Here is a 25,676-nt window from a genome sequence, read left to right as displayed (position 1 = left end):
GAGGTGAAGCTCTGATGGGCGGCGTGTTGTGGAACATAGGCGCCTTCATCGTGGCCCTCGGGTTGCTGGTGGCGGTGCATGAATTTGGCCACTTCTGGGTAGCCCGCCGCTGCGGCGTCAAGGTCGAGCGTTTCTCCATCGGCTTTGGCAAGGCCATCTGGCGCCGCATCGGCAAGGATGGCACCGAGTATGTGCTGGCCCTGATCCCGCTCGGCGGCTACGTCAAGATGCTGGACGGCCGGGTCGATGAACTCAAGCCGGGGGAGGAGGCACAGGCCTTCAACCACAAGAGTGTCTGGGCGCGGATGGCCATAGTCGCGGCCGGCCCCATGGCGAACTTCGTATTCGCCCTGTTCGCCTTCTGGCTGATGTTCATGATAGGGGTGCCGAGCGTCAAGCCGGTGGTCGGCGAGGTGCGCCCTGCGTCCATCGTGGCCCAGGCCGGCATAGAGCCTGGCATGGAGATCATCGGCGTCGGCGACGAGGCCACCGGAGACTGGGAGAGCGTGACCTATGCCCTCATCAGCCACCTGGGTGACAAGTCGGTACAGCTCAAGCTGAAGGCGCCTGGCGCCAGCTACGCCGTCGACAAGACGCTGATGCTGGATAGCTGGAGTTTCGATCCGGACAAGGAGTCCCCCATCGGCAGCCTGGGGATAGTCCCCCTCGGCGGCAAGGTGCTGCCCGTGGTGCAGGCCATAGTGCCCTCGAGCGCCAGCGAGAAGGCGGGTCTGCAGGTGGGCGATCGCATCAAGGGCGTGGGTGATCAGGCGATCACCGAATGGACCGAGTTTGTCGAGAAGGTGCAGCAATCACCGGAGCAGCCACTGCAGGTGACGGTGGAGCGCGAGGGCAGCGATCTGACCCTGACCCTGACCCCGGATGTGAAAAAAGTACGGGGCCAGCTGGTCGGTTTCGTCGGCCTGTCGCCGCAACTGGTTCCATTACCGGATGAGTATCGAGTTCTGTTACAGTATGGGCCTTTGCAAGCCCTGTGGCATGGGGTCCAGAAGACCTGGAGCCTGATCACGCTGACCTTCGACATGATCGGCAAGCTGATCGGTGGCATCGTCTCCCTGGACAACCTGAGCGGCCCCATCTCCATCGCCAAGGGGGCTGGCAGCAGCGCAGATTACGGGTTGGTCTATTTCCTCGGTTTCCTGGCGCTCATCAGCGTCAACCTGGGGATCATCAATCTGTTCCCCCTGCCGGTGCTGGATGGGGGCCATTTGGTCTACTTCCTCATCGAGGCAGTCACCGGCAAGCCGGTACCAGAAAAAATTCAGGAAATTGGGTTCAGGATAGGCGCCGCCATTCTGATGTTACTGATGGGCATTGCGCTGTTTAATGATTTCGCTCGCCTCTGAGGCTAGAGCATCAACAAGGACACATAAGAACAAAATGGCTGTTAAAAAAGCATTGGTGTTGAGTTGCCTGCTGGGAGCCAGCTTCCTGGCTCAGGCGGCCCCTGCCTCTTTTGTGGTGCAAGACATTCAGGTCGAGGGTCTGCAGCGGGTGACCCTGGGCGCCGCCCTGTTGAATCTGCCGGTCCGGGTCGGTGACTCCGTGGACTCGGTGGCCCTGGCCAACGCCATCAAGAAGCTCTATGCCTCCGGCAACTTCGAGGACGTCAAGGTCTATCGTGACGGCCAGGTGCTGCAAGTCGTGGTGAAGGAACGCCCGACCATCTCCAGCATCGAGTTTTCCGGCAACAAGGACATCAAGGAGGAGCAGCTGACCCAGAGCCTGGAGTCTTCCGGCATCCGCGTCGGTGATCCCCTGGATCGCACCGTGCTGAGCTCCCTCGAGAAGGGACTGGAAGATTTCTACTACGGCGTGGGCAAGTACTCCGCCAAGGTCAAGGCCATCGTCACCCCGCTGCCCCGCAACCGGGTCGACCTCAAGTTCACCTTCGTGGAAGGGGAAGCGGCCAAGATCCAGCAGATCAACATAGTCGGCAACCAGGTGTTCCCGGAAGAGAAACTGCTGGCCCAGCTCTCCTTGAAGGACGATGTGCCCTGGTGGAACTTCACCGGCGATCAGCGCTATCAGAAGCAGAAGCTGGCCGGTGACATCGAAGTGCTGCGCTCCTACTACATGGACCGCGGCTACATCCGTTTCGCTCAGGAGTCCACCCAGGTCTCCATGACCCCGGACAAGAAGGGCGTCTACGTCACCCTGAACATCAAGGAAGGGGATCAGTACAAGGTCTCCGGCGTGCAGCTCAAGGGCGATCTCATCGACCGTGGCGGCGACATGAAGGGGCTCATCCCCATAGAGGCAGGCAGCGTCTACTCCGCCAGCCAGGTGACCCACACCGAAGAGGTGCTCTCCAAGTTCCTCGGCCGTTATGGCTACGCCTACCCGAAAGTGGTCACCTTCCCCCAGGTCAATGACCAGACCAAGGAAGTGGAGCTGATCGTCAACATAGAGCCGGGCCCCCGTGTCTATGTGCGCAACATCAACTTCAGCGGCAACGTCACCACCAAGGACGAAGTGCTGCGTCGCGAGATGCGTCAGATGGAAGGCACCTGGCTCTCCTCCGACAACGTCGAGCAGTCCAAGACCCGTCTCAACCGCCTCGGCTTCTTCGAGACCGCGGAAGTGGACACCAAGCGGGTGGCGGGCAGCGACGATCAGGTCGATCTGGACTTCAAGGTCAAGGAGCAGCCGGCAGGCTCCATCAACGCCGGCATCGGCTACGGTACCGAGTCTGGTCTGAGCCTGCAGGCGGGCCTGCAGCAAGACAACTTCATGGGGACCGGCAAGAAGATCGGCATCAACGCCAGCACCAACGACTACTCGAAGAACATCGATCTCAGCTACAACGATCCCTACTTCACCGTCGATGGCGTCAGCCTGGGCGGCCGCCTCTACTACAACAAGTTCAGTGCGGCCGATGCCAACATCGTCGACTACGAAAACACCACCATAGGCTTCCGTCTCTCCAGCGGTTTCCCGGTCAACGAGAACAACCGTCTCGACTTCAGCCTCGGCTACGAGAACAACAAGCTCTCCCAGCCCAACCCCTATGTGCAGGTGGATGAGTTCTGGAAGGTCTACCAGGCCAACCTGGACGGCGACAACCGCATGGTGTTCAACACCGTGGACGTCACCGCCGGCTGGACCCGCTCCACCCTCAACAAGGGTCAGTTCCCGACCGCCGGTGACCGTCAACGGGTGAACGCCAAGGTGACCGTGCCTGGCATGGATCTGCAGTACTTCAAGCTCAACGCCGAAGACTCCCATTACTTCCCGTTTGATGCCGACCACCAGTGGGTCATGTTGGCCAAGGCCCGCGCCTCTTACGGCAATGGCTACGGCAGCAACGGTGACTACGACCACGTGCTGCCCTTCTTCGAGAACTACTACGCCGGTGGTTTCGACACCTTGCGTGGCTTCAAGAGCAACACCGTCGGTCCGAAGGCGCTCTACTACTACAACCTGGGCGGTAACGACGTGATCCAGGGCACCGACAGCTCGGTGGGGGGCAATGCCCTGGCGGTGGCCTCCCTCGAGATGATAGTGCCGACGCCGTTCGCGTCTGAAAGCTACCAGCCCCAGCTGCGGACCAGCTTCTTCATCGATGCCGGTACCGTGTGGGATACCACCTTCGAATATGGTCAGTACCAGAACCGTTGCTTCAGTGGCTGTAACTATCTGATGGACTATTCTGACCCCACCAATATCCGGATGTCGGCGGGTCTGTCACTGCAGTGGCTCTCCCCCATGGGACCCCTGGTGTTCGTGCTGGCGCAGCCGCTCAAGAAATACGAAGGGGACGATACCGAAGTCTTCTCCTTCAACATCGGCCGTACCTTCTAAAGGCGGGCCCGCCCCCACCAGGGGGTATTCAATGATGGGACGCGCAGCTTGCGTGCCTCACCAGGTAACAAGCCGGTCCCAGAGATCGCTTGCACAATCAGGTAAATCAGGTAGCCCTCGACCGAGGGACCAAGGAGTAAGTGTGAATAAAGCGTTGAAAGTAGCTGGTTTGAGTTTTGCACTGATGGCTGCCGGTATGGGCTCCGCCTGGGCTGAGACCAAGATCGCCGTGGTCGACATGGGCGAAGTCTTCCAAAAGCTGCCCCAGCGTGAAGCCGTGGCCAAGAAACTGAAGGGCGAGTTCGAGCCGCGCATGCGCGAGCTGCAGAAGCTGGAATCCGACGGTCAGGCTCTGGTCGAGAAGTTCAAGAAGGACGAAGCCTTCATGAGCAACGAGCAGAAGAAGCAGAACCAGGAGAAGCTGGCCAAGCTGCAGATGGAGTTCAACCAGAAGCGTCAGGCGTTCGAGCAGGACAACGGCCGTCGTCAGGCTGAAGAGCGCAACAAGATCCTGACCAAGGTACAGGCTGCCATCGACGCCATCGCCAAGAGCAATGGTTACGATCTGGTGCTGGAGCGCAATGCTGCTCCCTATGCCGCCAGCAAGCTGGACATCTCCAGCCAGGTTATCTCTCAGGTAAGCAAGAGCAACTAATTGATGGCATTCACTCTCGCACAGCTGGCCCAGCAACTGGGGGCCGAGGTCCATGGGGATGGGACCCGGGAAATCCGCAAGGTAGCGACACTGGAAAAAGCCGGGGAGGGGGAGATTGCCTTCCTGTCCAACAAGAAGTACCGGCATTTCCTGGAGCAGAGCAAGGCGACTGCCGTGCTCATTACTGAGGCGGACCTGCCGTTTTGCCCCACCAATGCCCTGGTGCTCAAAGACCCCTATGTGGGCTTTGCCCGGGTAGCCCAACTGCTGGACACCACACCGCAGCCGGCCACGGATATCCATCCGAGTGCCGTCATCGCGGCGGATGTGCAACTGGGCGAGAGAGTGGCCATCGGCGCCAATGCGGTCATCGAATCCGGCGTCGTGCTGGGGGATGATGTCCGCATCGGCCCGGGCTGTTTCGTTGGCAAGGATACCCGACTGGGAGCACGCTCCCGGTTGTGGGCCAACGTCACCCTGTATCATAACGTGACCCTGGGCACGGATTGTCTGGTGCAAGCCGGCACCGTGATCGGGGCCGACGGTTTCGGTTATGCCAACGAGCGTGGCGAGTGGATCAAGATCCCCCAGCTCGGCGGCGTGACCATAGGCAACCGGGTGGAAATCGGTGCCTGCACCACCATAGACCGCGGTGCCCTGGAAGACACCCGCATCGCGGACAACGTCATCATCGACAACCAGTGCCAGATCGCCCACAACGTCGAGATTGGCTACGGCACCGCCGTGGCGGGCTCGACCGTGATGGCCGGTAGTCTCAAGGTCGGCAAATACTGTATCATTGGCGGCGCCTCCGTCTTTAACGGGCACATGGAGATCTGCGACCAGGCCACCGTCACCGGTATGGCCATGGTGATGCGACCCATTACCGAGCCCGGAATCTACTCTTCAGGCATCCCCCTGCAAACCAATAAAGAGTGGCGCAAGACCGCTGCCCGGGTGATGCGTATTGAAGAGATGCACAAGCGGTTGAGCCGACTTGAGAAAAAGCTGGATCAAGAATAATCACGATTGGTATAGGGTACTGTTTTGACTACTGAAAAGAAAAGCCTGGGGATCCAGGAAATCATGGATCTGCTGCCCCACCGTTATCCGTTCCTGATGGTGGACAAGGTGGAAAATTACGAGATCAGCGATGAGCGCAAGACCCTGCGCGCCATCAAGAACGTCTCGTTCAACGAGCCGATCTTCCAGGGGCACTTCCCGGCCAAGCCGGTGTTCCCCGGCGTGCTGATCCTGGAGGCCATGGCCCAGGCGACCGGTATCCTGGCCTTTACCATGGTGGGCAAGCCGTCCCCCAACGAGCTCTATTACTTTGCCTCCATCGACAACGCCCGCTTCAAGCGTCCGGTCGGCCCTGGCGATCAGCTGGTGCTCGACGTAGAGTTTCTGAAGGAGCGTCGCGGCATCGCCAAGTTCACCGGCGTTGCCACAGTCGATGGTGAAGTGGTCTGTACCGCCGAACTGATGTGCGCCAAACGCGAGGTGTAACCGTGATTGACCAGACTGCCATCATCCACGATACCGCCATCGTCCATGAGTCTGCCGTGATCGGCAAAGGGGTGGAAATCGGCCCCTTTACCGTCATCGGTGCCGAGGTGGAGATAGGTGACGACACCTGGGTGGGTTCCCACGTGGTGATCAAGGGCCCGACCAGGATCGGCCGTGGCAACAAGATCTTCCAGCACACCTCCATCGGTGAGGATTGCCAGGACAAGAAGTACGCCGGCGAGCGCACCTTCCTCGAGATCGGCGACAACAACGTGTTTCGCGAGAACTGCACCGTGCACCGCGGCACCACTCAGGATCAGAGCCTGACCCGGGTCGGCAGCGGGAACCTCTTCATGGTCAACGTCCACGTGGCCCATGACTGCATGATCGGTGACAACTGCATCTTCGCCAACAACGCGACCCTGGCTGGTCACGTTCACATCGGTGACTTCGTGATCTTCGGCGGTCTGTCTGCCATTCACCAGTTCGGCCGCGTTGGCTCCCACGCCTTCGTCGGTGGCTGCGCCGCCCTGAACAAGGACGTGCCGCCCTACGTGATGGCCGCCGGCAACTACGCCAAGCCGTTCGGGGTCAACTCCGAAGGGCTGCGTCGTCGCGGCTTCACGCCCGAAGCCATCTCGGCCGTCAAGCGTGCCTACAAAGAGATCTTCCGCTCCGGCAAGACCATCGAAGAGGTGCTGCCGGTTCTGAGCGAGATGGCGGCCACCGAGCCGGCCGTCCAGCTCTATGTGGATTTCCTCAAGGGCAACGAGCGCGGGATCATCCGTGCCTAAGCCCATCCGCATCGGCATAGTCGCCGGAGAGACCTCCGGCGACATCCTGGCTGCCGGTCTGGTGCGCGAGCTGCTGGTTCGTTATCCCGATGCCCAGTTCGAAGGGATCGCCGGGCCGCGCATGCAGGCCCTGGGCGTCAAGGCCCTGTTCGAGATGGAAGAGCTTTCCGTCATGGGCATCAGCGAGGTGCTGGGACGTCTGTCCCGGATCCTCCAGGTGCGCCGCGAGTTGCTGCGCCACTTCATTGCCAATCCCCCGGACATCTTCGTCGGGGTGGATGCACCGGATTTCAATATCGGGGTGGAGCTGAAACTGCGCCGCGCCGGTATCAAGACGGTCCATTATGTCAGCCCCTCGGTCTGGGCCTGGCGTCAGGGCCGCATTCACAAGATCAAGGCCGCCACCGACATGGTGCTCGCCTTCCTGCCGTTCGAGAAAGCCTTCTACGACCGCTTCGATGCCCCCTGCCGCTTCGTCGGGCACACCATGGCGGACGACATTCCCCTGGTGCCGGATCGGCAGGAGATGCGCGAGACCCTCGGCCTCGAGCCGGGCCGCCGCTGGCTGGCGGTGTTGCCGGGCAGCCGCAGCGCCGAGGTCGGCTTCATGTCCCCCGTCTTCCTCGAGGCGTGCAAGCACCTGACGGTGCACTGCCCGGATCTCGGCTTCATAGTGCCGCTGGTGAACGAGAAGCGGCGCGACCAGTTCCTCGCCATCAAGGCCGAGGTGGCGCCGGATCTCGACATGGTGCTGCTGGACGGTCAGGGCCGTGAGGCCATGATTGCCGCCGACGTGGTGATGCTGGCGTCCGGCACGGCCGCGCTGGAGGCCATGCTGGTGAAGCGCCCCATGGTGGTGGGCTACAAGCTCAAGCCGCTGAGCTACTGGCTGGCCCAGTGGCTGGTGAAGACGGAGTACGTCTCCCTGCCGAATCTGCTGGCAGACAGGATGTTGGTGCCCGAGCTCATCCAGCATGAGTGCACTGCGGCCAATCTGGTGGAAGAGGTCAGCAAGTTGCTGGAGCACGACAACAGCGAGCTCATCGCCACCTTCACCAAGTTGCACCAGAAGATCCGCTGCAACGCCGATGTGCAGGCCGCCGAGGCGGTGGCCGAGCTGCTCGACAGTTAGGGTGGCTGGAGGCGCGCTGTTGGCGTTATGTTGTGCTGATACTGGCCCTGCGGGGCCGGTTTTGATTCAAGGCCTGTGATATGACGATCGATATTCCACAAGACAAGCGGGTTGCCGGGGTTGACGAGGTGGGTCGTGGCCCCCTGGTGGGTGACGTGGTCACCGCCGCGGTGATCCTGGATCCCGCCAATCCCATCGAAGGCCTCGCCGATTCCAAGAAGCTCTCCGAGAAGAAGCGCCTCGCCCTGTTTGATGAAATCAAGGCAAAGGCCCTGGCCTGGTCCATCGGCCGTGCCACCCCGGCGGAGATCGACGAGCTCAACATACTGCACGCCACCATGCTGGCCATGCAGCGCGCCGTGGCGGGCTTGTCCATCACCCCCGAGCTGGTCTTTATCGACGGCAACCGTTGTCCAGGTTTGCCGATGGAGGCCCGTGCCGTGGTCAAGGGGGACAGCCTGGTGGCCGCCATCAGCGCCGCCTCCATCCTCGCCAAGGTGACCCGCGACGCCGAGATGACCGAGCTGGACGGCCGTCATCCCGAGTACGGCTTCGCCCGCCACAAGGGCTATCCGACCGCCGAACACCTCGCCATATTGGCCGAGCGCGGCCCCCTGCCCGAATATCGGCAGAGCTTCAAACCGGTGCGCCGGGCGCTGGGGATCGAATAGATGGCCGATCCTCGCTTCGTCCACCTGCGGGTCCACTCCGACTTCTCCATGGTCGATGGCCTGCAGAAAATCGGCCCCATCGTCTCGGCGGCCGCGGCCAACAACATGCCGGCGCTGGCCCTGACCGACCAGATGAACATGTGCGGCCTGGTGCGCTTCTATGGCTCGGCCCACGGCAAGGGGATCAAACCCATCGTCGGGGCGGATTTCTGGGTGCAGAGCGAGGAGCTCGGCGACGAGCAGTTCCGCCTCACCCTGCTCGCCATGGACAACGACGGCTACCAGAACATCACCCTGCTCATCTCCCGCGGCTACCAGCGCGGCCACGTGCAGGGGCGGCCTGTCATCGACAAGAGCTGGCTGGTCGAGCACGCCAAGGGGGTGATAGTGCTCTCCGGTGGTCGCGAGGGGGATCTCGGCAAGTTCCTGCTCAAGGGCAACCGCCAGATGGTGGAGCAGAGCCTCGCCTTCTACCGGACTCACTTCCCGGATGCCTACTACCTGGAGCTGCTGCGTACCGGCCGCCCAGACGAGGAGGTCTACCTGCACATGGCGGTGGCCATCGCCGCCGAGTTCGAGCTGCCGGTGGTGGCCACCAACGAGGTGGTATTCCTCGGGGCCGACGACTTCGATGCCCACGAGATCCGGGTCGCCATCCACGACGGCTACACCCTGATGGACAAGCGCCGTCCGCGCCGCTACAGCCCGCAGCAGTACCTGCGCAGTCAGGAAGAAATGTGCGAGTTGTTTGCCGACATCCCGGAGGCGCTGGAAAACACGGTGGAGATCGCCAAGCGCTGCAACGTGACGGTGCGTCTGGGGGAGTACTTCCTGCCGAACTTCCCGACCGGCGACATGACCACCGAAGATTTCCTGGTGATGAAGTCCAAGGAGGGGTTGGAAGACCGCCTGGCCTTCCTGTTCCCGGATCCGCAAGTCCGCGCCGCCAAGCGTGGCGAGTACGACGAGCGCCTCGACATCGAGCTCAAGGTGATCAACCAGATGGGCTTCCCGGGTTACTTCCTCATCGTGATGGAGTTTATCCAGTGGTCCAAGGACAACGGCATCCCGGTCGGCCCGGGCCGGGGCTCGGGGGCGGGTTCCCTGGTGGCCTACGCCCTCAAGATCACCGATCTGGATCCCCTCGAGTTTGATCTGCTGTTCGAACGTTTCCTGAACCCCGAGCGGGTCTCCATGCCCGACTTCGACGTCGATTTCTGCATGGACAGACGGGACGAGGTGATCGACCACGTCTCCGAGATGTATGGCCGGGAGGCGGTCTCCCAGATCATCACCTTCGGCAGCATGGCGGCCAAGGCGGTGGTGCGGGACGTGGGCCGGGTGCTGGGCCACGCCTATGGGTTCGTGGATCGCATCTCCAAGCTCATTCCGCCGGATCCGGGCATGACGCTCGCCAAGGCGTTCGAGGCCGAGCCCAAGCTGCCGGAGCTCTACGAGCAGGACGAGGAGGTCAAGGACCTCATCGACATGGCGCGCCGACTGGAAGGTGTGGTGCGTAACGCCGGCAAACACGCCGGTGGTGTGGTGATAGCCCCCACCAAGATCACCGACTTCGCGCCGCTCTACTGCGACGATTCCGGCCACCACCCGGTGACCCAGTTCGACAAGAACGACGTGGAGTACGCCGGCCTGGTGAAGTTCGACTTCCTGGGACTGCGGACCCTCACCATCATCGACTGGGCCCTCGGCATGATCAACCCGCGCCTGGCCAAGGAGGGCAAGCCGCCGGTCGACATCGCCGCCATCCCCATCGACGACAAGAAGTCGTTCGCGCTGTTGCAGCGCTTCGAGACCACGGCGGTATTCCAGCTCGAATCCCGCGGCATGAAGGATCTCATCAAGCGGCTGCAGCCTGACTGCTTCGAAGACATGATCGCCCTGGTGGCCCTGTTCCGTCCGGGCCCGCTGCAGTCCGGCATGGTGGACAACTTCATCGAGCGCAAGCACGGCAAGGAGGCCATCTCCTACCCGGACGAGAAGTGGCAGCACGAGAGCCTCAAGCCCATACTCGAGCCCACCTACGGCATCATCCTCTACCAGGAGCAGGTGATGCAGATAGCCCAGACCCTGGCGGGTTACACGCTTGGCGGGGCTGACATGCTGCGCCGGGCCATGGGCAAGAAGAAACCCGAGGAGATGGCCAAGCAGCGGGCCGGTTTCGAGGAGGGCGCCATCAAGAACGGCGTCGACGGCGAACTGGCGATGAAGATCTTCGATCTGGTGGAGAAGTTTGCGGGCTACGGCTTCAACAAGTCCCACTCCGCCGCCTATGCGCTGGTCTCCTACCAGACCCTCTGGCTCAAGACCCACTTCCCGGCCGAGTTCATGGCGGCGGTGATGACCGCGGACATGGACAACACCGACAAGATAGTGACGCTAGTGGACGAGTGCCAGCGGATGGGGCTAACCGTCATACCCCCTGACGTGAACACCGGCCGCTATCGCTTCTCGGTCAACGAAGATGGTCATATCGTCTACGGCATCGGCGCGGTGAAGGGGGTCGGCGAAGGCCCCATAGATGCGATACTCAGCGCGCGGGATCAGGATGGCCCGTTCCGGGATCTGTTCGACTTCTGCAACCGGGTCGACATCAAGAAGCTCAACAAGCGGGTGATGGAAAAACTCATCCTCTCCGGCGCCATGGACCGGCTCGGCCCCCACCGCGCCGCCCTGATGGCGACGCTGGAGGAGGCGATGCGCGCCGCCGAACAGCACGCCAAGGCCCAGGCGGTGGGGCAGGTCGACATGTTCGGGGTGCTGACCGAGGAGATAGACGACGTCAAGAAGGCGTTCGCCAACGTGCCGCACTGGCCCGACAAGGTGTGGCTGGAAGGGGAGCGGGAGACCCTCGGGCTCTACCTCACCGGCCACCCCATCAACCAGTACAGCGGCGAGCTGCGTCGCTACACCTCGGGCCGGCTGTGCGATCTGCATCCCACCTCCCGGGATACGGTGACCACGGCGGCTGGGCTGGTGATCGCGGCGCGCAGCATGGTGACCAAGCGCGGCAACAAGATGGGGATCTTCACCCTGGACGACAGATCCGGCCGTCTGGATGTGACCCTCTTCAGTGAAGCGCTGGAAAAATACGAAGAATTGATGCAAAAAGACCGTATTTTAGTGGTTTCTGGACAGGTCAGCTTTGATGACTTCTCCGGTGGCCTTAAAATGTCGGCCCGCGAATTGCTGGATATCAACGATGCGAGGGAGCGTTTCGCCAGGGCGATCCGCATCTCCCTCGATGAACAACGCATTGACGAACGCTTTTTCCCGCGTTTGTGCGAGATTTTGGAGCCCGCCCGTGCCGGAGTCTGTCCGGTTCAGGTAAACTATCGTCGGCCCGGCTCCCGGGCGCGATTGACGCTCGGTACCGAGTGGCGGGTGACGCCCACCGATCAACTGATAGATGACTTGCGAGTCCTGCTTGGACGAGAGCGGGTTGAATTGGTTTTTGATTAGAGGATCTATTGTCCCTATGAGTCTTTTTCTGGATTTTGAACAGCCGATCGCCGAATTGCAGGCTCAGATCGATGAACTTCGCCATGTGAGCGAGCACAACAGTGCCGTGGATCTCAGCGAAGATATCCGTCGGCTGGAGAAGAAAAACGAAGAGCTGACCAAGAAGATCTTCGGCGATCTGGGTGCCTGGCAGGTGTCCCAGATGGCGCGTCATCCCCAGCGCCCCTACACCCTCGACTACATCGAGCAGATCTTCACCGACTTCGACGAGCTGGCCGGCGATCGCGCCTACGCCGATGACAAGGCCATCGTCGGCGGCATCGCCCGCCTGGACGGCGAGCCCGTCATGGTGATTGGTCAGCAGAAGGGTCGCGAGACCAAGGAGAAGATCCGTCGCAACTTCGGCATGCCGCGCCCGGAAGGGTACCGCAAGGCCCTGCGCCTGATGCAGATGGCCGAGCGCTTCAAGATGCCGATCATCACCTTCATCGACACCCCGGGCGCCTACCCCGGCGTGGGTGCCGAGGAGCGTGGCCAGTCCGAGGCCATTGCCCGCAACCTGAAAGTCATGGCCGGTCTGACCGTGCCCGTGGTCTGCACCGTGATAGGTGAAGGCGGCTCCGGCGGTGCGCTGGCCATCGGCGTCGGCGATCGCGTCAACATGCTGCAGTACTCCACCTACTCCGTCATCTCGCCGGAAGGTTGCGCCTCCATCCTGTGGAAGAGCGCCGACAAGGCGCCGGTGGCCGCCGATGCCATGGGCATCACCGCCCAGCGTCTGAAGGAGCTGAAGCTCATCGACAGCATCGTCGAAGAGCCCCTCGGCGGCGCCCACCGCAACGTGGAGCTGATGGCCCAGCGCCTGAAGGATCGCATCAAGCAAGACCTGGCGGCCTTGCGCCCGCTGGACAGCGACCAGTTGCTGGAGCAGCGCTACCAGCGCCTGCTGGGTTACGGCTACTGCTGATGCACGTCGATCATCTCTTGTGAAAAGTCCCCGCATTGCGGGGACTTTTTTTATGGGCGGCAGACAACCAGGGATCTCATCTCGTCATCACCTCCTCCCTCACCTGTACCAGGGGGCGGCGCGGGTGGCGGGGGGCCTTGGCCTGCGCGAGGCGACGCCACTCCCGCCACAACAGCCAGCAGAGCGGCGGGGTCAGCAGCAGCACGGTCGCGGGCTGGGCCAGCAGCACGCCGTCGCGGCCCCACCAGAGCGGCAGCAGGAAGATGAGGGGCAGCAGCAGCGCCGTCTTGGCGGCCGAGATGACCAGGGCCTGGCGGGTGCGCGCCATGGACTGCAGCAGCACTATGCCGAACATGATGATCCCCTCCAGCGGTATGGCGGCGAGGTTGAGGGTCAGGCTGCTGATGGCGGCGGCCAGCAGCTCGGCATCCTGATCCCCGGTGTAGAGCATGGCGACCTGGCGGGGCAGCAGCTGGATCAGCAGCCAGACCCCCATGCCATAGATCAGCGTGATCTTGAGCCCCATGGCCATCAGGAATCTGAGATCCCGCTGGCGCCCGGCCCCGGTGGCCTGGCTGATCAGCGGCTGGATGCCGAAGGCCAGCCCCTGCAGGATCACGATGAACACCGCCTCCGTGTAACCCGCCACCGTGAAGCCCGCCAGATCCTTGACCGAGCCGTGCACCATCAGCTGGCTGTTGTGCAGCAGCAGCAACAACCCCAGGTTGAACTGGGCGATCAGGCTCGGCAGCCCGGTGAACAGCAGCCTGGGCATGGCCGGGAAGCTGGGCACCAGCTGGCGCCATTCCAGCCGCAATCTGGCGCGGGAGGTAAAGAAATAGCCAAGGCCAAGCAGGCTGACCACCCCTTCCGAGATGAGGGTGGCCTGGGCCGTGCCCACCAGCCCCAGCCCCAGGCGGCCGACCATGATGTAGTTGAGCAGTATGTTGAGCAGGGCGCCGCCGCTCACCAGCACCATGGCGAGGCGGGGTCGACCGTCGTTGCGCAGCAGATAGGGCACCGCCAGGTTGCTGGCCAGCAGCAGGGTGCCGCCCCCGATCCAGCCGAGGTAGTCGCTGGCCTGTTGCCAGGTCTCGGTATCCGGTGTGATGCCCAGAGCCAGCAGGATGTCGATGTGCCAGTGGTGCAGCAGCAGCGGCGCCAGGGCCCCCAGCAGCCCCAGCAACCAGAGCGCATTGACCAGGGCCTGGCGGGCCAGGGCGACGTTTCTGGCCCCCTGCTGGAGGGAGATGGCGGTCGCCGCCCCCATGGCGATCATGGCGGCGAGGCCGATCAGCACCATGATGACCGGGTAGACCAGATTGATCCCGGCGAGACCGGCGGCCCCCACATAGTGACCGACGAAGATGCCATCCACCAGGTAATAGGCGCCGGAGACCAGCATGGCCATGATGGAGGGGAGGGCATAGCCCCAGAAACGGCGGGTCATGGCCCGCTGGCGGCGAATGAAATAGGCTGACATATCTGTGCTTCTGCCGGGTCGGGGATCGAAGCCACAGTGTAGATTCTTATCTTTCCATTGATAATCCGGTGTTTATTTGATGGATTGATGAGTAAAGCTCATTAGTCTGTCGGGCTGTGGTGGGCCTTCAACATGTCTATCAGGGCCCGCAGGCCGTGGCCCAGCTGGTGGCGGCTGGGGTAGAAGAGATGGAAGCCGGCAAAGGTGGGGCTCCAGGCGCTCAGCACGCTCACCAGCCGACCCGCCGCCAGGGCGTCGCTCACCTCTTCCTCGTAGCAGTAGGCCAGCCCCAGACCCGCCTCGGCCGCCCCCAGATAGAGGGCGGGGGTGCTGGTGGTCAGCGGCCCGCTCACCTCTATCTCCAGCAGAGCGCCGTCGGCGGCAAAGGCCCAGCGATAGTGGTGATGGGGGGTCAGGCGGTAGCCGATGCAGTCGTGCTGGCTGAGTTCGGAGGGGTGCAGGGGGATGCCGCGCCTTGCCAGGTAGTCGGGGGAGCCCACCACCAGATAGCGCTGCAACGGACCCAGGGGCACGGCTATCATCTCCTGGGGCAGCAGATCGCCGTAGAAGAGGGCGGCGTCATAGCCATCCTCGATGAGACGGGGCATCAGCTCCTGCTCCACCACCTCCACCTGCATGCGCGGATAGCGCACCAGATAGTCGATAAGCACAGGAGCCAGCACCTCCTGAATGGCGGCCCTGGGCGCACAGATTTTCAGCCTGCCGACCGGCTCATCCCCGTGGCGCGTCAACTCCTCCAGCGCCTCCTCCAGCTGACCCAGGGTCGGCAGCAGCTGCGTCAGCAAGCGCTCCCCCGCCTCGGTCGGCACCACGGCCCGGGTGCTGCGATTGAGCAGCCTGACTCCCAGACGACTCTCTAGCCCCTTGAGGGAGTGGCTCAGGGCCGAGGCCGAGACCCCGAGTTCGAGGGCGGCCCTGCTGAAACTGCGGTGGCGGGCGACGGCGGCAAATACCGCCAGTTCGGCAAGATCGGTGCGGGTGATGGTCATGTTCAGCAAGGGGCAGTGGGGGAAAACCAAGGGTACGCCAAGGGCGGACGGGAGACAATCGGCACGCTGTTGCGGGGGTTGTAACGGCTTTGTTGCTCTTTCAGGGGGGCCTAAAACCACCGTCCATTTTTGATTTGTTAAAAAAATTTCGCAACATGGCGTACGTAATGTGATCTTGCTCGTTTGAAAGGCGACTGGAATCAAACTTTGGTTGATTAATTCAAAAAAACGCTGTGATTAATAGGGGCTTTTAACTAGAGTCAGCTCATCGGATGAGGTGGCCGTTGCCGGTTTGTTAAATGGCACGAGCGACACCCTCAGCATCACGATCTCATGCCTTCGTTTGTTGCAATTTGGTTGTCACATGGAGTGATGGCCGGATAGCCGGGGCATGAGAATAAAAAAGGACGAACAGCAGGTGTTCCAGGGAGAGGGAACCGGGCCCATGCCCACCGACTAGTAAGAATCCACTTTCCTTGATGACAGGAACATCCCTATGTCTGACATGAATATTGCAGTTGAAGGCAGCTTGAGCAAAGCCTCCTCCCGTGGCATCAACAAGGCCGATCTGGTCTGGATGCTGGGCCTGTACGGTACCGCCATCGGTGCCGGTGTCCTCTTCCTGCCGATCAATGCCGGCGTCGGTGGCCTCTGGCCGCTGGTGGCCATGCTGGTGCTGGCCCTGCCGCTGACCTTCTTCGCCCACCGCGGCCTGACCCGCTTCGTGCTGTCCGGCTCCACCCGTGATGGCGACATCACCGAAGTGGTGGAAGAGCACTTCGGCAAGACCGCAGGCAAGTTCATCACCCTGCTCTACTTCTTTGCCATCTACCCCATCCTGCTGATGTACTCGGTGGCCATCACCAACACAGTCGAGAGCCTGATGGTTCACCAGCTGGGCATGACGGCGCCTCCCCGTGCCATCCTCTCCCTGGTGCTGATCCTGGGTCTGATGGCGATCGTTCGCCTCGGCGGCCAGGTGATCGTCAAGGCGATGAGCGTGCTGGTGTTCCCCTTCGTGATCACCCTGATGGGCCTGGCGCTCTACCTGGTCCCGCACTGGAACGGTGCCATTGTGACCGAAGCGCCTGCGCTGTCCGAGGCCTTCAACGGTGACTTCATCAAGACCCTGTGGCTGGCCATCCCTGTCATGGTGTTCTCCTTCAACCACTCCCCGATCATCTCCTCCTTCGCGGTGGACAACAAGGGTCGTTACGGTGAAGGTGCCGAGAAGAAGTGCAGCAACATACTGCTGGGCGCCCACGTCATGATGGTGATGACTGTGATGTTCTTCGTATTCAGCTGCGTACTGAGCCTCTCCCCGGCTGATCTGGCGGCGGCGAAGGAGCAGAACATCTCCATCCTCTCCTACCTGGCCAACCACTTCGACAACCCGGTGATCGCCACTGTGGCACCGCTGATCGCCCTGGTTGCCATCAGCAAATCCTTCCTGGGTCACTACCTGGGTGCGCAAGAGGGCATGAACGGCCTGATGGCCAAGGCGCTGCGCGAGAAGGGCAAGAAGGTCGAGATCAAGCAGCTGAACAAGGTGACCGCGCTCTTCATGATCCTGACCACCTGGGCCATCGCCACCATCAACCCGAGCATCCTCGGCATGATCGAAGACCTGGGCGGCCCCATCATCGCCATGCTGCTGTTCCTGATGCCGATGTACGCCATCGCCAAGATCCCGGCCATGCGCAAATACGCCGGCAACATCAGCAACGGCTTCGTGACCCTGATTGGCCTGATCGCCATGTCCGGCATCATCTACAAGCTGATTGCCTGATAACTCCGGTTACGCCGTTGAATGAAGAAGCCGCCTCCCAAGAGGCGGCTTTTTTATTTGCGGCGCAGAGTGCTTAACAAAGCCGTGGCAGCGGCCTAACATGGCGGGATGTTTTTCTAGACGGGACAAAAGGATATGTCTGGGTTGAAAAAGGATCTCGGGCTCTGGCAGGGGATGGGGCTGCTCGCTACCTCACTGCTCGGCACCGGGATCTTCGTGGTGCCGGCGACCGCAGCCTCGCTGGCGGGAGGGGCCTCGCTCTGGGCCTGGGTGCTGCTCATCGTACTGGTGCTGCCCATCGCCTTCACCTTCGCCCGGCTCGGGCGCCGCTACCCCCATGCGGGCGGGGCGCCGCACCTCATCGGGCTCGCCTTTGGCAACGGCGCCGAGCGCTTCTCCGCCTTCCTGTTTCTGGCGGTGCTGCCGGTGGGGCTGCCCGCCGCCCTCACCATAGCCGCCGGTTTCTGGCACGCCCTGTTCGACATGGGGGAGTGGACCCTGTGGGCCATCCAGCTGCTGACCCTGCTCGGGGTCTTCCTGCTGGGGCTGAGGGGGGCGCGCTCCTCCGGTAACCTGCAGTTGCTCATCGCCCTGGCCATATTGGGGCTGACCCTGCTCATCTGGTTCAAGGGGGATCTGAGCTGGCGTGACGGGGCCCAGCCGCTGCCGACGGCCGCCGAGTGGCCCGCCATGGGCACGGCGCTGGCGGTGATGTTCTGGTGCTTCGTCGGGCTGGAAGCCTTCGCCCACATGGGGGAGGAGTTCAAGCGGCCAGAGCGGGACTATCCGCTGGCCCTGCTCGGCGGCGTGCTGCTGGCGGGGCTCATCTACTGGGTCCACTCCCTGGTGGTGCTCAAATACGGTCTCTATGGGGACGAGGCGACCAATGCCACCGCCATTCCGGCCCTGCTCTCCCTGCTGTTCGGCCCCACCGCCAAGTGGCTGGTGGCGGTGCTCGGTTATCTCTCCTGCTTCGCCAGCATCAACATCTATCTGCAGGGCTTTGCGCGCCTTATCTGGAGCATGGCGCGGGAAGGCAAACTGCCCGCCTCCCTGGCCCGGCTCTCGGCCCGGGGTGCCCCCCTCAATGCCCTGTGCTGGGTGCTCGCCATCTGCCTGGTCTCCATCACCCTGATCCTCTGGCTCAAGCTGCCGCTCGATGAGCTCATCCGCTACGCCAACGGCAACTTCGTGCTGGTCTATCTGCTCTGCATGGCGGCGGGCTGGCGCCTGCTCGGCGGCACGGGCAAGGGGCTGGCGGGGGTGAGCGTCTTGCTCTGCGCGGCCGTGCTGGTGGCGCTCGCCTCCCAGGTGCTCTACGCCCTGCTGCTGAGCGCGGGCTACGGCTGCTTCTCCCTGTGGCGGCGCAGGCGCCGCCGCCCGGCATCAGGCGACGTCTGCGCCATCAAGTAGCCGCCCAAAAAAAGCCCCGCAGTGCGGGGCTTTTTACTGGCTATCAGAAATGGTGGTGCTTAAAGGTCTGGCCGGTCGCTGCGCAACAGGGCGTAGTGGCGAAGGGAGATGAAGCCTTCCCCCTTGCGCTCACACTCCCGTGCCGTGCCCTCGTAGCGAAAGCCGGCCCGCTCCAGCAGGCGGGCGGAGGGGAGGTTGGGCTCCTCTACCACCGCCAGCAGCCGGTGCAGCGCTGTGGTGCGGTAAGTGAGCGGGAGCCACAGCCGCAGCGCCGCGCTCATCACCCCCTTGCCCCAGTGTTCGGGGTAGAGCCAGTAGCCCAGCTCGGCCCGCCGGTGCTGAAGGTCGGCATCGTTGTAGCCGATGGCCCCCAGCGGCTCTTTGGTGTGCTGGTTGCGAATCAGGTGCCAGGCACCGCGGCCCGTGATGTTCAGCTCGGCGTACCAATCCATCTGGGCCTGACACGCAGCCAGGCTGTCATAGCTGACGCCGTAGCAGGCGATGACTCTCGGATCCGACAGGCCGCGATAGACGTGGGGCAGGTCGGCCTCGGTGACGGGATCCAGCCTGATCTCCGGTGGTGTAGTTGAATTCATGAGGGCTCCTTGCGGCCAGCCGTGGCTGGCCGCTTGTGTTGAGTCAGACAGGGGGGATGGTCAAGGTGGTTCATGGCTGCGCTCATGATTCGACCAGCCCGAGCAGGCCAGCCAGCCTTGCCAGTTCATGGCGCCACTCTTGCTGCAGCCGCGGCGTCTGGTGCCTGGGCTTGCGGGCGAGATCGGCGGCCAGCAGGGCATCGAGCTCATACCAGCGGGCCAGCTGCGCCTCTTTGTTATCCGCCGGGCCGGCCGGCGCCTGCACCATTGCGGAGGCGGCCAGGTTTGCCTTGTCTGCAGCCAACGAGGGCGCATCGCCGAGCAGCTCGGCATAGGCCCGCTCGGCACTGTGGGCCTCCTGGATGCGCCCGTCTCTGATCAGCCAGAAGCGGTTGCAGCTGCGCTCGATCAGATCCCGGTCGTGGGAGACCAGCAAGACGCCCCCGGGGAAGGCGTTCAAGGCCTCGGCCAGCTCCTCCTTGCCCGCCAGATCCAGGTGGTTGGTGGGTTCATCGAGCCAGAGCAGATGGTGGCTCGCCAGGGAGAGGGCGAGGAACAGCAGCCTGGCCCGCTCACCCCCGCTCAAGGCGTGCACCCGCTGGCCATGGCGGGAGTAGGGGAAGCCCGCGCGGATCAGCGCCTGGCGCCGTGTCACCTCCGGCAAGGGCGCCAGGGGATAGAGGGCGTCGCTCAGGGTGGCGTCGCCATCCAGCTGCTGCAGGGACTGATCGTAGTAGGCGATGCTGGCGCCTGGGTGGCGATACCAGCCCTCACCCGGCCCTTGATCGCATACCTCGCGCCAGCACTGGCGCAGCAGGGAGGACTTGCCGGTGCCGTTGGCGCCGAGCAGGGCGACCCTGTCGCCGGCCCGCAACCAGAGATCCTCGGCCCGCAGCAGGGGTGGCAAGCCGGGGGCGGGGCGCACCTCGAGGGCTTCCAGTCGCAGCAGGGCATCGGCGGGCAGTGCCTGCCCGTGCAGCTCGAGGCGCCAGGGGGCCGGCGCCGCGACCTGGCTCTGCTCCTCCTGCAGGCGGCTGATGCGTTTTTCCATGGACTTGGCCTGGCGCACCAGCTTCTCGTTGTCATGCTCCCGTCCCCAGATGGCGAGGCGCTTGCTGCTGGCACTCAGGCGATCTATCTCCTTCTGCTCGTCGGCCCGGCGCAGGCGGGCCTGCTCGTCCTCTTCGGCCAGCGCCACCCTGGCCTGACTGCAGGGCAGGACGAAGCGATGGAGTCGCCCGTCCCGCAGGATCAGGGTCTCGCGGGTCACCCGATCGAGCAGGCGGGCATCGTGGGAGACCAGCACCAGGGCGCCCCGCCAGCCCAGGAGGAACTGCTCCAGCCAGAGCAGGGCGGGCAGGTCCAGGTGGTTGCTGGGTTCATCGAGCAGCAGCAGGTTCGGCTGGCGCAGCAGGGCGCGGCCTATCTGCAACCGGGTGTGCTGGCCGCCGCTCAGGGCGCTGGCGGGGAGCTCGGCCTGCTCTTCGAGCTGCAACTCGGTCAGCATCTTGTCCACCTGCCAGTCGGCGGCAGGGTCACCCCCCAGGGCATCCTGCAGCACGGCGCGGGTGCCGAGCCCTTGCAGCCTGGGGGGCAGGTGCTGGGCCACGAACTCGCAGCGGCAGGGGGCGGCCTGCTGCACTCGTCCGTCATGGGGTTGCAGCTCATCGGCCAGCAGGGCGAGCAGTGTGCTCTTGCCGCAGCCATTGGCGCCAATCAGGCCCAGGCGATCGCCGCTCTGGATGCCGAGATTGAGGTGGTCAAACAAGGGGAGGTGTCCCGCAGTCATCTGCAGGGAGTGGGTACTCATCAGTGTCGTCATGCTCTTGCTCTCTAAAATGGCGGGATCGAAGATCCCTGTCATCAGGAGCGCTGGCGACAACGGTCGAGAAAGGTCTCGGTGTGGAAGGAGTCGGCTTTGCTCGAACCCGCTATCGCAGCGCGATGGTATGCAGGCAAGAGCGGGCGAATGTGCCGAACAGGCGAGCCGAGAACATCGGACACGCTTGGATAACCATTTTTTACCTCCTTGTGTTTAGTGATGGCTGGGTGAGGCGATTATAAGCGCATAAAAAACAGCCGTCTATCGGAGGGCCAGCCTCAGGATCGCTGGAGGGATCCGGTGAAAAGAGGGACGGTAACAGCAAAACGCCCCGCGGGGCGGGGCGTTGTGATGGCGGTGGCGGATCAGTCGCGGGGTGTCTTGAGCGCCTGGATCACATCTTCATTGGGGGCCAGTCCCTCCACGTGGTTGAAGCTCTCCAGCCCCTCCTGCCCATTGATGGTGAAGGCGTCGGCGCTCTGGTAGCTGCCGCTGCCGGCGCTCTCCACCAGGACGATGAGCTCGGGCTGCTTGTCACCGTTGAGATCCAGCAGCTTGAGCGCCTTGATGCTGCCATCGCGTGGCATCACCTTGCCGTCGATGAACTGATCCAGCGGAAACTCGGGGTTGGCGCCTGAGTAGAGGCGCACGTCGTAGCTGCCGGTAGAGGCGGGCTCGCCGCGCCCCTCGCCGACGGTGAGCACCTGGCCCGTGGGCAGCGTCAGCTGCTGGAAGAATCCCTCCGCCGCCTGGGTGGTCAGGGGCAGGCTGAGCAGGCCGAGAGTAATGAGTAAGGCTTTCATGGATGTGACCCTTGTTGCTGCTTGTCTTGCTGTGTCAGTGGGCAGGGGCCTGGCCCCGCCCTGTCTGTGGCCGACCCGGGGCCGGCGCTTGGCCAGCCCCTGTCAACCTCGTGTTTACCATATCTTGACCCGTTTGGCCGGGTCCAGATAGAGCTTGTCACCCGGCTGGATGTTGAACGCCTCGTAGAAGGCGGGGATGTTCGGCACCACGCCGTTGACCCTGTACTCGGGCGGCGAGTGGGGATCCGAGGCGAGCAGCATCTGCATCAGCTCGGGGCGATACATGCCCTTCCACACCTGGGCCCAGCCGAGGAAGAAGCGCTGCTCCCCGGTGAAGCCGTCCAGCACCGGGGCCTCCTTGCCATCCAGCGACAGCAGGTAGGCCTTGTGGGCTATGGTGAGGCCGCCGAGATCGCCGATGTTCTCCCCCAGGGTGAACTGGCCGTTGACGTACTGCCCCTTGATGGGCTCGAAGCGGTTGTACTGGGCCACCAGCCGGCTGGTGCGGAAGCGGAACTCCTTGAGATCCTGGGGCGTCCACCAGTCGCGCATCACGCCGTCACCGTCGGATCTGGCCCCCTGATCGTCGAAACCGTGGCCCATCTCGTGGCCGATGACCCCGCCGATGGCGCCGTAGTTCACGGCGTCGTCCGCGCTCATGTCGAAGAAGGGGGGTTGCAGTATGGCGGCCGGGAAGACGATCTCGTTGTTGCTCGCGTTGTAGTAGGCGTTCACCGTCTGGGGCGACATGTGCCACTCGTCCCTGTCCACCGGCTTGCCGAGGCGAGCCAGGCTGTCGGCATATTCGAAGGCGCGGGCGCGCTGCAGGTTGCCCACCAGATCATCGGCGCGGATCTCGATGGCGCTGTAGTCCTTCCACTTGTCCGGGTAGCCTATCTTGGGCCTGAACTTGGCGAGTTTCTCCAGGGCCTGGGTCTTGGTGGCTGGCGACATCCAGTCCAGCTCCTGGATGCTCTGGCCATAGGCGGTGCGCAGGTTCTCCACCAACTGCTCCATGCGGGCCTTGGCCTCTGGCGGGAAGTAGCGCTCCACATAGAGCTTGCCCACCGCCTCCCCCAGGTTGTTGTCCAGTACCCCCAGGGCCCGCTCCCAGGGGGCGCGCTGCTTGGGCGTGCCGCTCAAGGTGGTGCCGAAGAAGGCGAAGTTCTGGGCATCGGTCTGGCTGTCGAGGTAGGGGGCGAAGTCGGTGATGAGCTGCCACTTGAGGTAGGCCTGCCAGTCGCCCATGGGGGTCTGCTTCATCACCTCGTCCAGGGCCGAGAGGTAGCTCGGCTGGCCTATGATGAGGCTCTGCTGGCCGCTCAAGCCGGCCTGATCCAGATAGCTGTTCCAGTCGATGCTGGGGGCGAGGCGCTTAAGCTCGCCGACGGGGGCCTTGTTGTAGTTCTTCTGCCGATCCCGCAGGGCGACGTTGTCCCACTGGATCTGGGCGAGTTTGCTCTCGAGGGCCAGGATGCGCTTGGCCTTGGCCCCCGCATCCGCCTCGCCGAAGCGGCCGAGCATGCCGGCGATGTGCTGCTCGTATTTCTGGCGCAGCGCCTGGCTGGCGGCATCCTGCTTGAGGTAGTAGTCCCGGTCCGGCAGGCCGAGCCCGGATTGATAGAGGTAGACCGCATAGCTGTCAGGCGCCTTGGCGTCCGCGTCTATCCAGAAGCCGAAGGGGGCGCTGCCCCCCAGCTTGCCGGCGCGGGCGAAGGCCTGGGCCAGACCCTGCTCGTCATGGATCTGATCGATGTCGCCGAGCAGGGGCAGCAGGGGCGTGGTGCCCCTGGCGTTGCGGGTGGCCTGATCCAGATAGCTGTGGTAGAGGTCGTGGATCTGCTGGGCCGGGGTGCCGGTGGCGGCCTTGCCGTCCAGCCCTTCCACCAGCACCCGCACGTCTGCCAGGGACTTGTCCCGCAGCAGGTAGAAGGCGCCGTCGGCGGGCCTGTCGTCCGGGATCTTGGCGGTGGCCAGCCAGTGGCCGTTCACGTAACGGAAGAAGTCGTCACCGGGCTTGACCCTGGTGTCCATGTTGGCCAGCGCGAGGCCGGAGTGCTTGTCTGCCTGGTCCGGTCCCTGACTGCAACCGGCCAGCAAGGCCAGCCCGATGAGGCCGGCAAGTATGCTTTTCTTATTGTTCATTGTCTGATTCCAATTCGGGTTACTCAGCGTCCCGGCCCAGGTCGGGAGGAGACTCACTCTAGCAGTCGGGTTAGCGCTTGATAAGCCCGAGTCTGCTAAGATCGGCCTGGTCGTATTGGGGAAGCCTATGATTTCTCGTGTTTATTCTCGTTTTTGTCAGACTCTGCCCGCGCCGGAAGGTTCCCGGGGCCTGCTGGTGGCCTTCAGTGGCGGGCTCGACTCCACTGTGCTGCTGGTGCTGGCGGCGCGTTTTGCCCGGGAGCAGGGCCTTGCCCTGCGTGCCCTGCACGTCCACCACGGCCTGAGCCAGCACGCCGATCACTGGGTGGCCCATTGTGAAGGGGTGTGCCGGCAACTGGGGGTGCCCCTCATGGTCGAGCGGGTGCAACTGCAGCGGGGCAGCGGCGACAGCCTGGAGGCCCAGGCGCGGGAGGCCCGCTACCAGTGCCTCGCCGCATGCCTGGGGGAGGGGGAGTGGCTGCTCACCGCCCATCATCAGGACGATCAGCTGGAGACACTGCTGCTGGCGCTCAAGCGCGGCGCCGGACTGCGGGGGCTGGCGGGCATGGTGCCGGACCAGCCCTTCGCCGGCGGCCGCTTGCTGCGCCCGCTGCTCGAGGTCAGCCGGGCCGAGCTGGCGGCGCTGGCCGAGACCCTGCCCTATGGCTGGGTGGAGGATGAGAGCAACCAGGATGTGAGCTACGATCGCAACTTCCTGCGCCAGCAGCTCATTCCCCAGCTCAAGGCGCGCTGGCCCGCCATGGCCCAGACCGCGGCGCGCAGCATGGCCCTGTGCGCCGAGCAGGAGGCCCTGATCAACGAGCTGGCGGAGGCGGACTGGCTACAGGCCGGGGAGCGCGATGCGCTGCGCATCGAGGCGCTGCGGCCGCTCTCTCCGGTGCGGCGCAACAACCTGCTGCGCCACTGGATCCGCCGCCTGGGGGGGGAGATGCCGTCCCGGGAGCTGCTGGGGCTGCTGTGGCAGGAGGTGGCGCTGGCGCGCGAAGACGCCAACCCCAGGCTGAGCCTGCAGGGGCTGGAGTGCCGCCGCTTTCAGGGGCGACTCCATCTGGTGCCGCCCGGCCTTGCCCCCCGTGAGGAGGTGTTGCCCATCCGGGTGGGAGAGACGCTCTGCCTGCCGGACGGGCTCGGGCAGTTCAGGCTGCTGTCATCGGATGGGGCAGAAGGGCTGCGCCCGCCACGGGCGGACGAGCCCCTGTCGGTGCGCTTCCAGGTGGTGCCCGGCGCCATGCTCAAGCCGGTGGGGCGGGTGGGCAGCCGGCGCCTGAAGAAGCTGCTGCAAGAGTACGGGGTGCCCTCCTGGCAACGGGGGCGCATCCCCATCCTCTATTACGGGGAGCAGGTGGCGCAGGTGGCCGGACTCTTCGTCTGCGACGGATTTCTGGCGTCCGGGGGGGGCATCAAGGGGGAGTGGCGGCGAGTCGTCGCCCCGGATCTTGATTGAACGCAGCTGCGATGGCGTGAGACCGACCTATTCGGACGGCCCGGTCACAGGATCTTGATTGAGGGCCGCTGCGATGGCGGGAGGTTGCTCTATTCGGACGGCCCGGTTCCCCGGGCC

Annotated in this window: 19 protein-coding genes; 13 read left to right on the top strand and 6 right to left on the bottom strand. The window is 63.6% G+C overall.

Annotated features, from left to right (window positions below):
- Positions 1–14 precede the first annotated feature (14 nt).
- The 10 genes from rseP to accA all read left to right on the top strand — a co-directional run bounded on the left by rseP (position 15) and on the right by accA (position 13,033).
- Positions 15–1,367 (top strand): sigma E protease regulator RseP, encoded by a 1,353-nt coding sequence (gene rseP, locus HB860_RS14175; RefSeq protein WP_247627064.1) that lies wholly within the window; start codon positions 15–17, stop codon positions 1,365–1,367.
- 34 nt (positions 1,368–1,401) lie between these two features.
- Complete coding sequence (gene bamA, locus HB860_RS14170; RefSeq protein WP_139436547.1) at positions 1,402–3,825, top strand: outer membrane protein assembly factor BamA; 2,424 nt, start codon at positions 1,402–1,404, stop codon at positions 3,823–3,825.
- A 142-nt stretch (positions 3,826–3,967) separates the two neighbouring features.
- Entirely contained in the window at positions 3,968–4,480 is a 513-nt protein-coding gene (locus HB860_RS14165) for an OmpH family outer membrane protein (protein WP_139436545.1), read from the top strand.
- Between the two features lie 3 nt (positions 4,481–4,483).
- On the top strand, positions 4,484–5,503 hold the full coding sequence (gene lpxD, locus HB860_RS14160) for a UDP-3-O-(3-hydroxymyristoyl)glucosamine N-acyltransferase (protein WP_139436543.1): 1,020 nt from the start codon (positions 4,484–4,486) through the stop codon (positions 5,501–5,503).
- Between the two features lie 24 nt (positions 5,504–5,527).
- A complete protein-coding gene (fabZ, locus tag HB860_RS14155) occupies positions 5,528–5,989 on the top strand; it encodes a 3-hydroxyacyl-ACP dehydratase FabZ (RefSeq protein WP_010673414.1) in 462 nt (153 codons plus the stop codon).
- 2 nt (positions 5,990–5,991) lie between these two features.
- Positions 5,992–6,783, top strand: a complete 792-nt coding sequence (lpxA, locus tag HB860_RS14150; RefSeq protein WP_139436541.1) for an acyl-ACP--UDP-N-acetylglucosamine O-acyltransferase — start codon at positions 5,992–5,994, stop codon at positions 6,781–6,783.
- Positions 6,776–7,915, top strand: a complete 1,140-nt coding sequence (lpxB, locus tag HB860_RS14145) for a lipid-A-disaccharide synthase (protein WP_247627063.1) — start codon at positions 6,776–6,778, stop codon at positions 7,913–7,915. Before lpxA ends, lpxB begins: the two co-directional genes overlap by 8 nt.
- 80 nt (positions 7,916–7,995) lie before the next feature.
- Entirely contained in the window at positions 7,996–8,586 is a 591-nt protein-coding gene (rnhB, locus tag HB860_RS14140; RefSeq protein ID WP_247627062.1) for a ribonuclease HII, read from the top strand.
- Positions 8,587–12,066 (top strand): DNA polymerase III subunit alpha, encoded by a 3,480-nt coding sequence (dnaE, locus tag HB860_RS14135; RefSeq protein ID WP_139436535.1) that lies wholly within the window; start codon positions 8,587–8,589, stop codon positions 12,064–12,066.
- Between the two features lie 16 nt (positions 12,067–12,082).
- Positions 12,083–13,033 (top strand): acetyl-CoA carboxylase carboxyl transferase subunit alpha, encoded by a 951-nt coding sequence (gene accA, locus HB860_RS14130; protein WP_025327902.1) that lies wholly within the window; start codon positions 12,083–12,085, stop codon positions 13,031–13,033.
- A 76-nt stretch (positions 13,034–13,109) separates the two neighbouring features.
- On the opposite strand, the gene HB860_RS14125 is transcribed toward accA, so the two are convergent.
- Together HB860_RS14125 and HB860_RS14120 are read right to left on the bottom strand one after the other, a co-directional pair.
- The gene (locus HB860_RS14125) at positions 13,110–14,516 is read right to left on the bottom strand and encodes an MATE family efflux transporter (protein WP_247627061.1); all 1,407 of its coding nucleotides are present in this window, start codon (positions 14,514–14,516) and stop codon (positions 13,110–13,112) included.
- A gap of 101 nt (positions 14,517–14,617) precedes the next feature.
- Entirely contained in the window at positions 14,618–15,526 is a 909-nt protein-coding gene (locus HB860_RS14120) for a LysR family transcriptional regulator (protein ID WP_247627142.1), read from the bottom strand.
- Between the two features lie 496 nt (positions 15,527–16,022).
- Between HB860_RS14120 and HB860_RS14115 the strand changes: the two genes are divergently transcribed.
- Both HB860_RS14115 and yjeH read left to right on the top strand, forming a co-directional pair.
- Positions 16,023–17,315, top strand: coding sequence for an HAAAP family serine/threonine permease (locus HB860_RS14115; RefSeq protein WP_247627060.1), 1,293 nt, complete (start codon positions 16,023–16,025; stop codon positions 17,313–17,315).
- 135 nt (positions 17,316–17,450) lie between these two features.
- Complete coding sequence (gene yjeH, locus HB860_RS14110; protein WP_247627059.1) at positions 17,451–18,728, top strand: L-methionine/branched-chain amino acid transporter; 1,278 nt, start codon at positions 17,451–17,453, stop codon at positions 18,726–18,728.
- A 59-nt stretch (positions 18,729–18,787) separates the two neighbouring features.
- On the opposite strand, the gene HB860_RS14105 is transcribed toward yjeH, so the two are convergent.
- From HB860_RS14105 to HB860_RS14090, 4 genes are all read right to left on the bottom strand, one after another.
- Positions 18,788–19,324, bottom strand: a complete 537-nt coding sequence (locus HB860_RS14105) for a GNAT family N-acetyltransferase (protein ID WP_247627058.1) — start codon at positions 19,322–19,324, stop codon at positions 18,788–18,790.
- Between the two features lie 82 nt (positions 19,325–19,406).
- Positions 19,407–21,146, bottom strand: coding sequence for an ABC-F family ATP-binding cassette domain-containing protein (locus HB860_RS14100; protein WP_247627057.1), 1,740 nt, complete (start codon positions 21,144–21,146; stop codon positions 19,407–19,409).
- Positions 21,147–21,511: 365 nt separating this feature from the next.
- Entirely contained in the window at positions 21,512–21,949 is a 438-nt protein-coding gene (locus HB860_RS14095) for a PliI family lysozyme inhibitor of I-type lysozyme (RefSeq protein WP_139436525.1), read from the bottom strand.
- A 114-nt stretch (positions 21,950–22,063) separates the two neighbouring features.
- Positions 22,064–24,094: a M13 family metallopeptidase gene (locus tag HB860_RS14090; RefSeq protein ID WP_247627056.1), complete on the bottom strand. Its 2,031-nt coding sequence runs from the start codon at positions 24,092–24,094 to the stop codon at positions 22,064–22,066.
- Positions 24,095–24,221: 127 nt separating this feature from the next.
- Between HB860_RS14090 and tilS the strand changes: the two genes are divergently transcribed.
- Positions 24,222–25,559: a tRNA lysidine(34) synthetase TilS gene (gene tilS / locus HB860_RS14085; protein ID WP_247627055.1), complete on the top strand. Its 1,338-nt coding sequence runs from the start codon at positions 24,222–24,224 to the stop codon at positions 25,557–25,559.
- The last annotated feature ends 117 nt before the right edge of the window (positions 25,560–25,676 follow it).

Origin of the sequence: Aeromonas genomosp. paramedia, assembly GCF_023093515.1 — a bacterium.
Classification (GTDB): Bacteria; Pseudomonadota; Gammaproteobacteria; order Enterobacterales; family Aeromonadaceae; genus Aeromonas.
The sequence above is the reverse complement of the archived record's forward strand: the minus strand, read 5'-3'. Positions and strand labels throughout refer to the sequence as shown.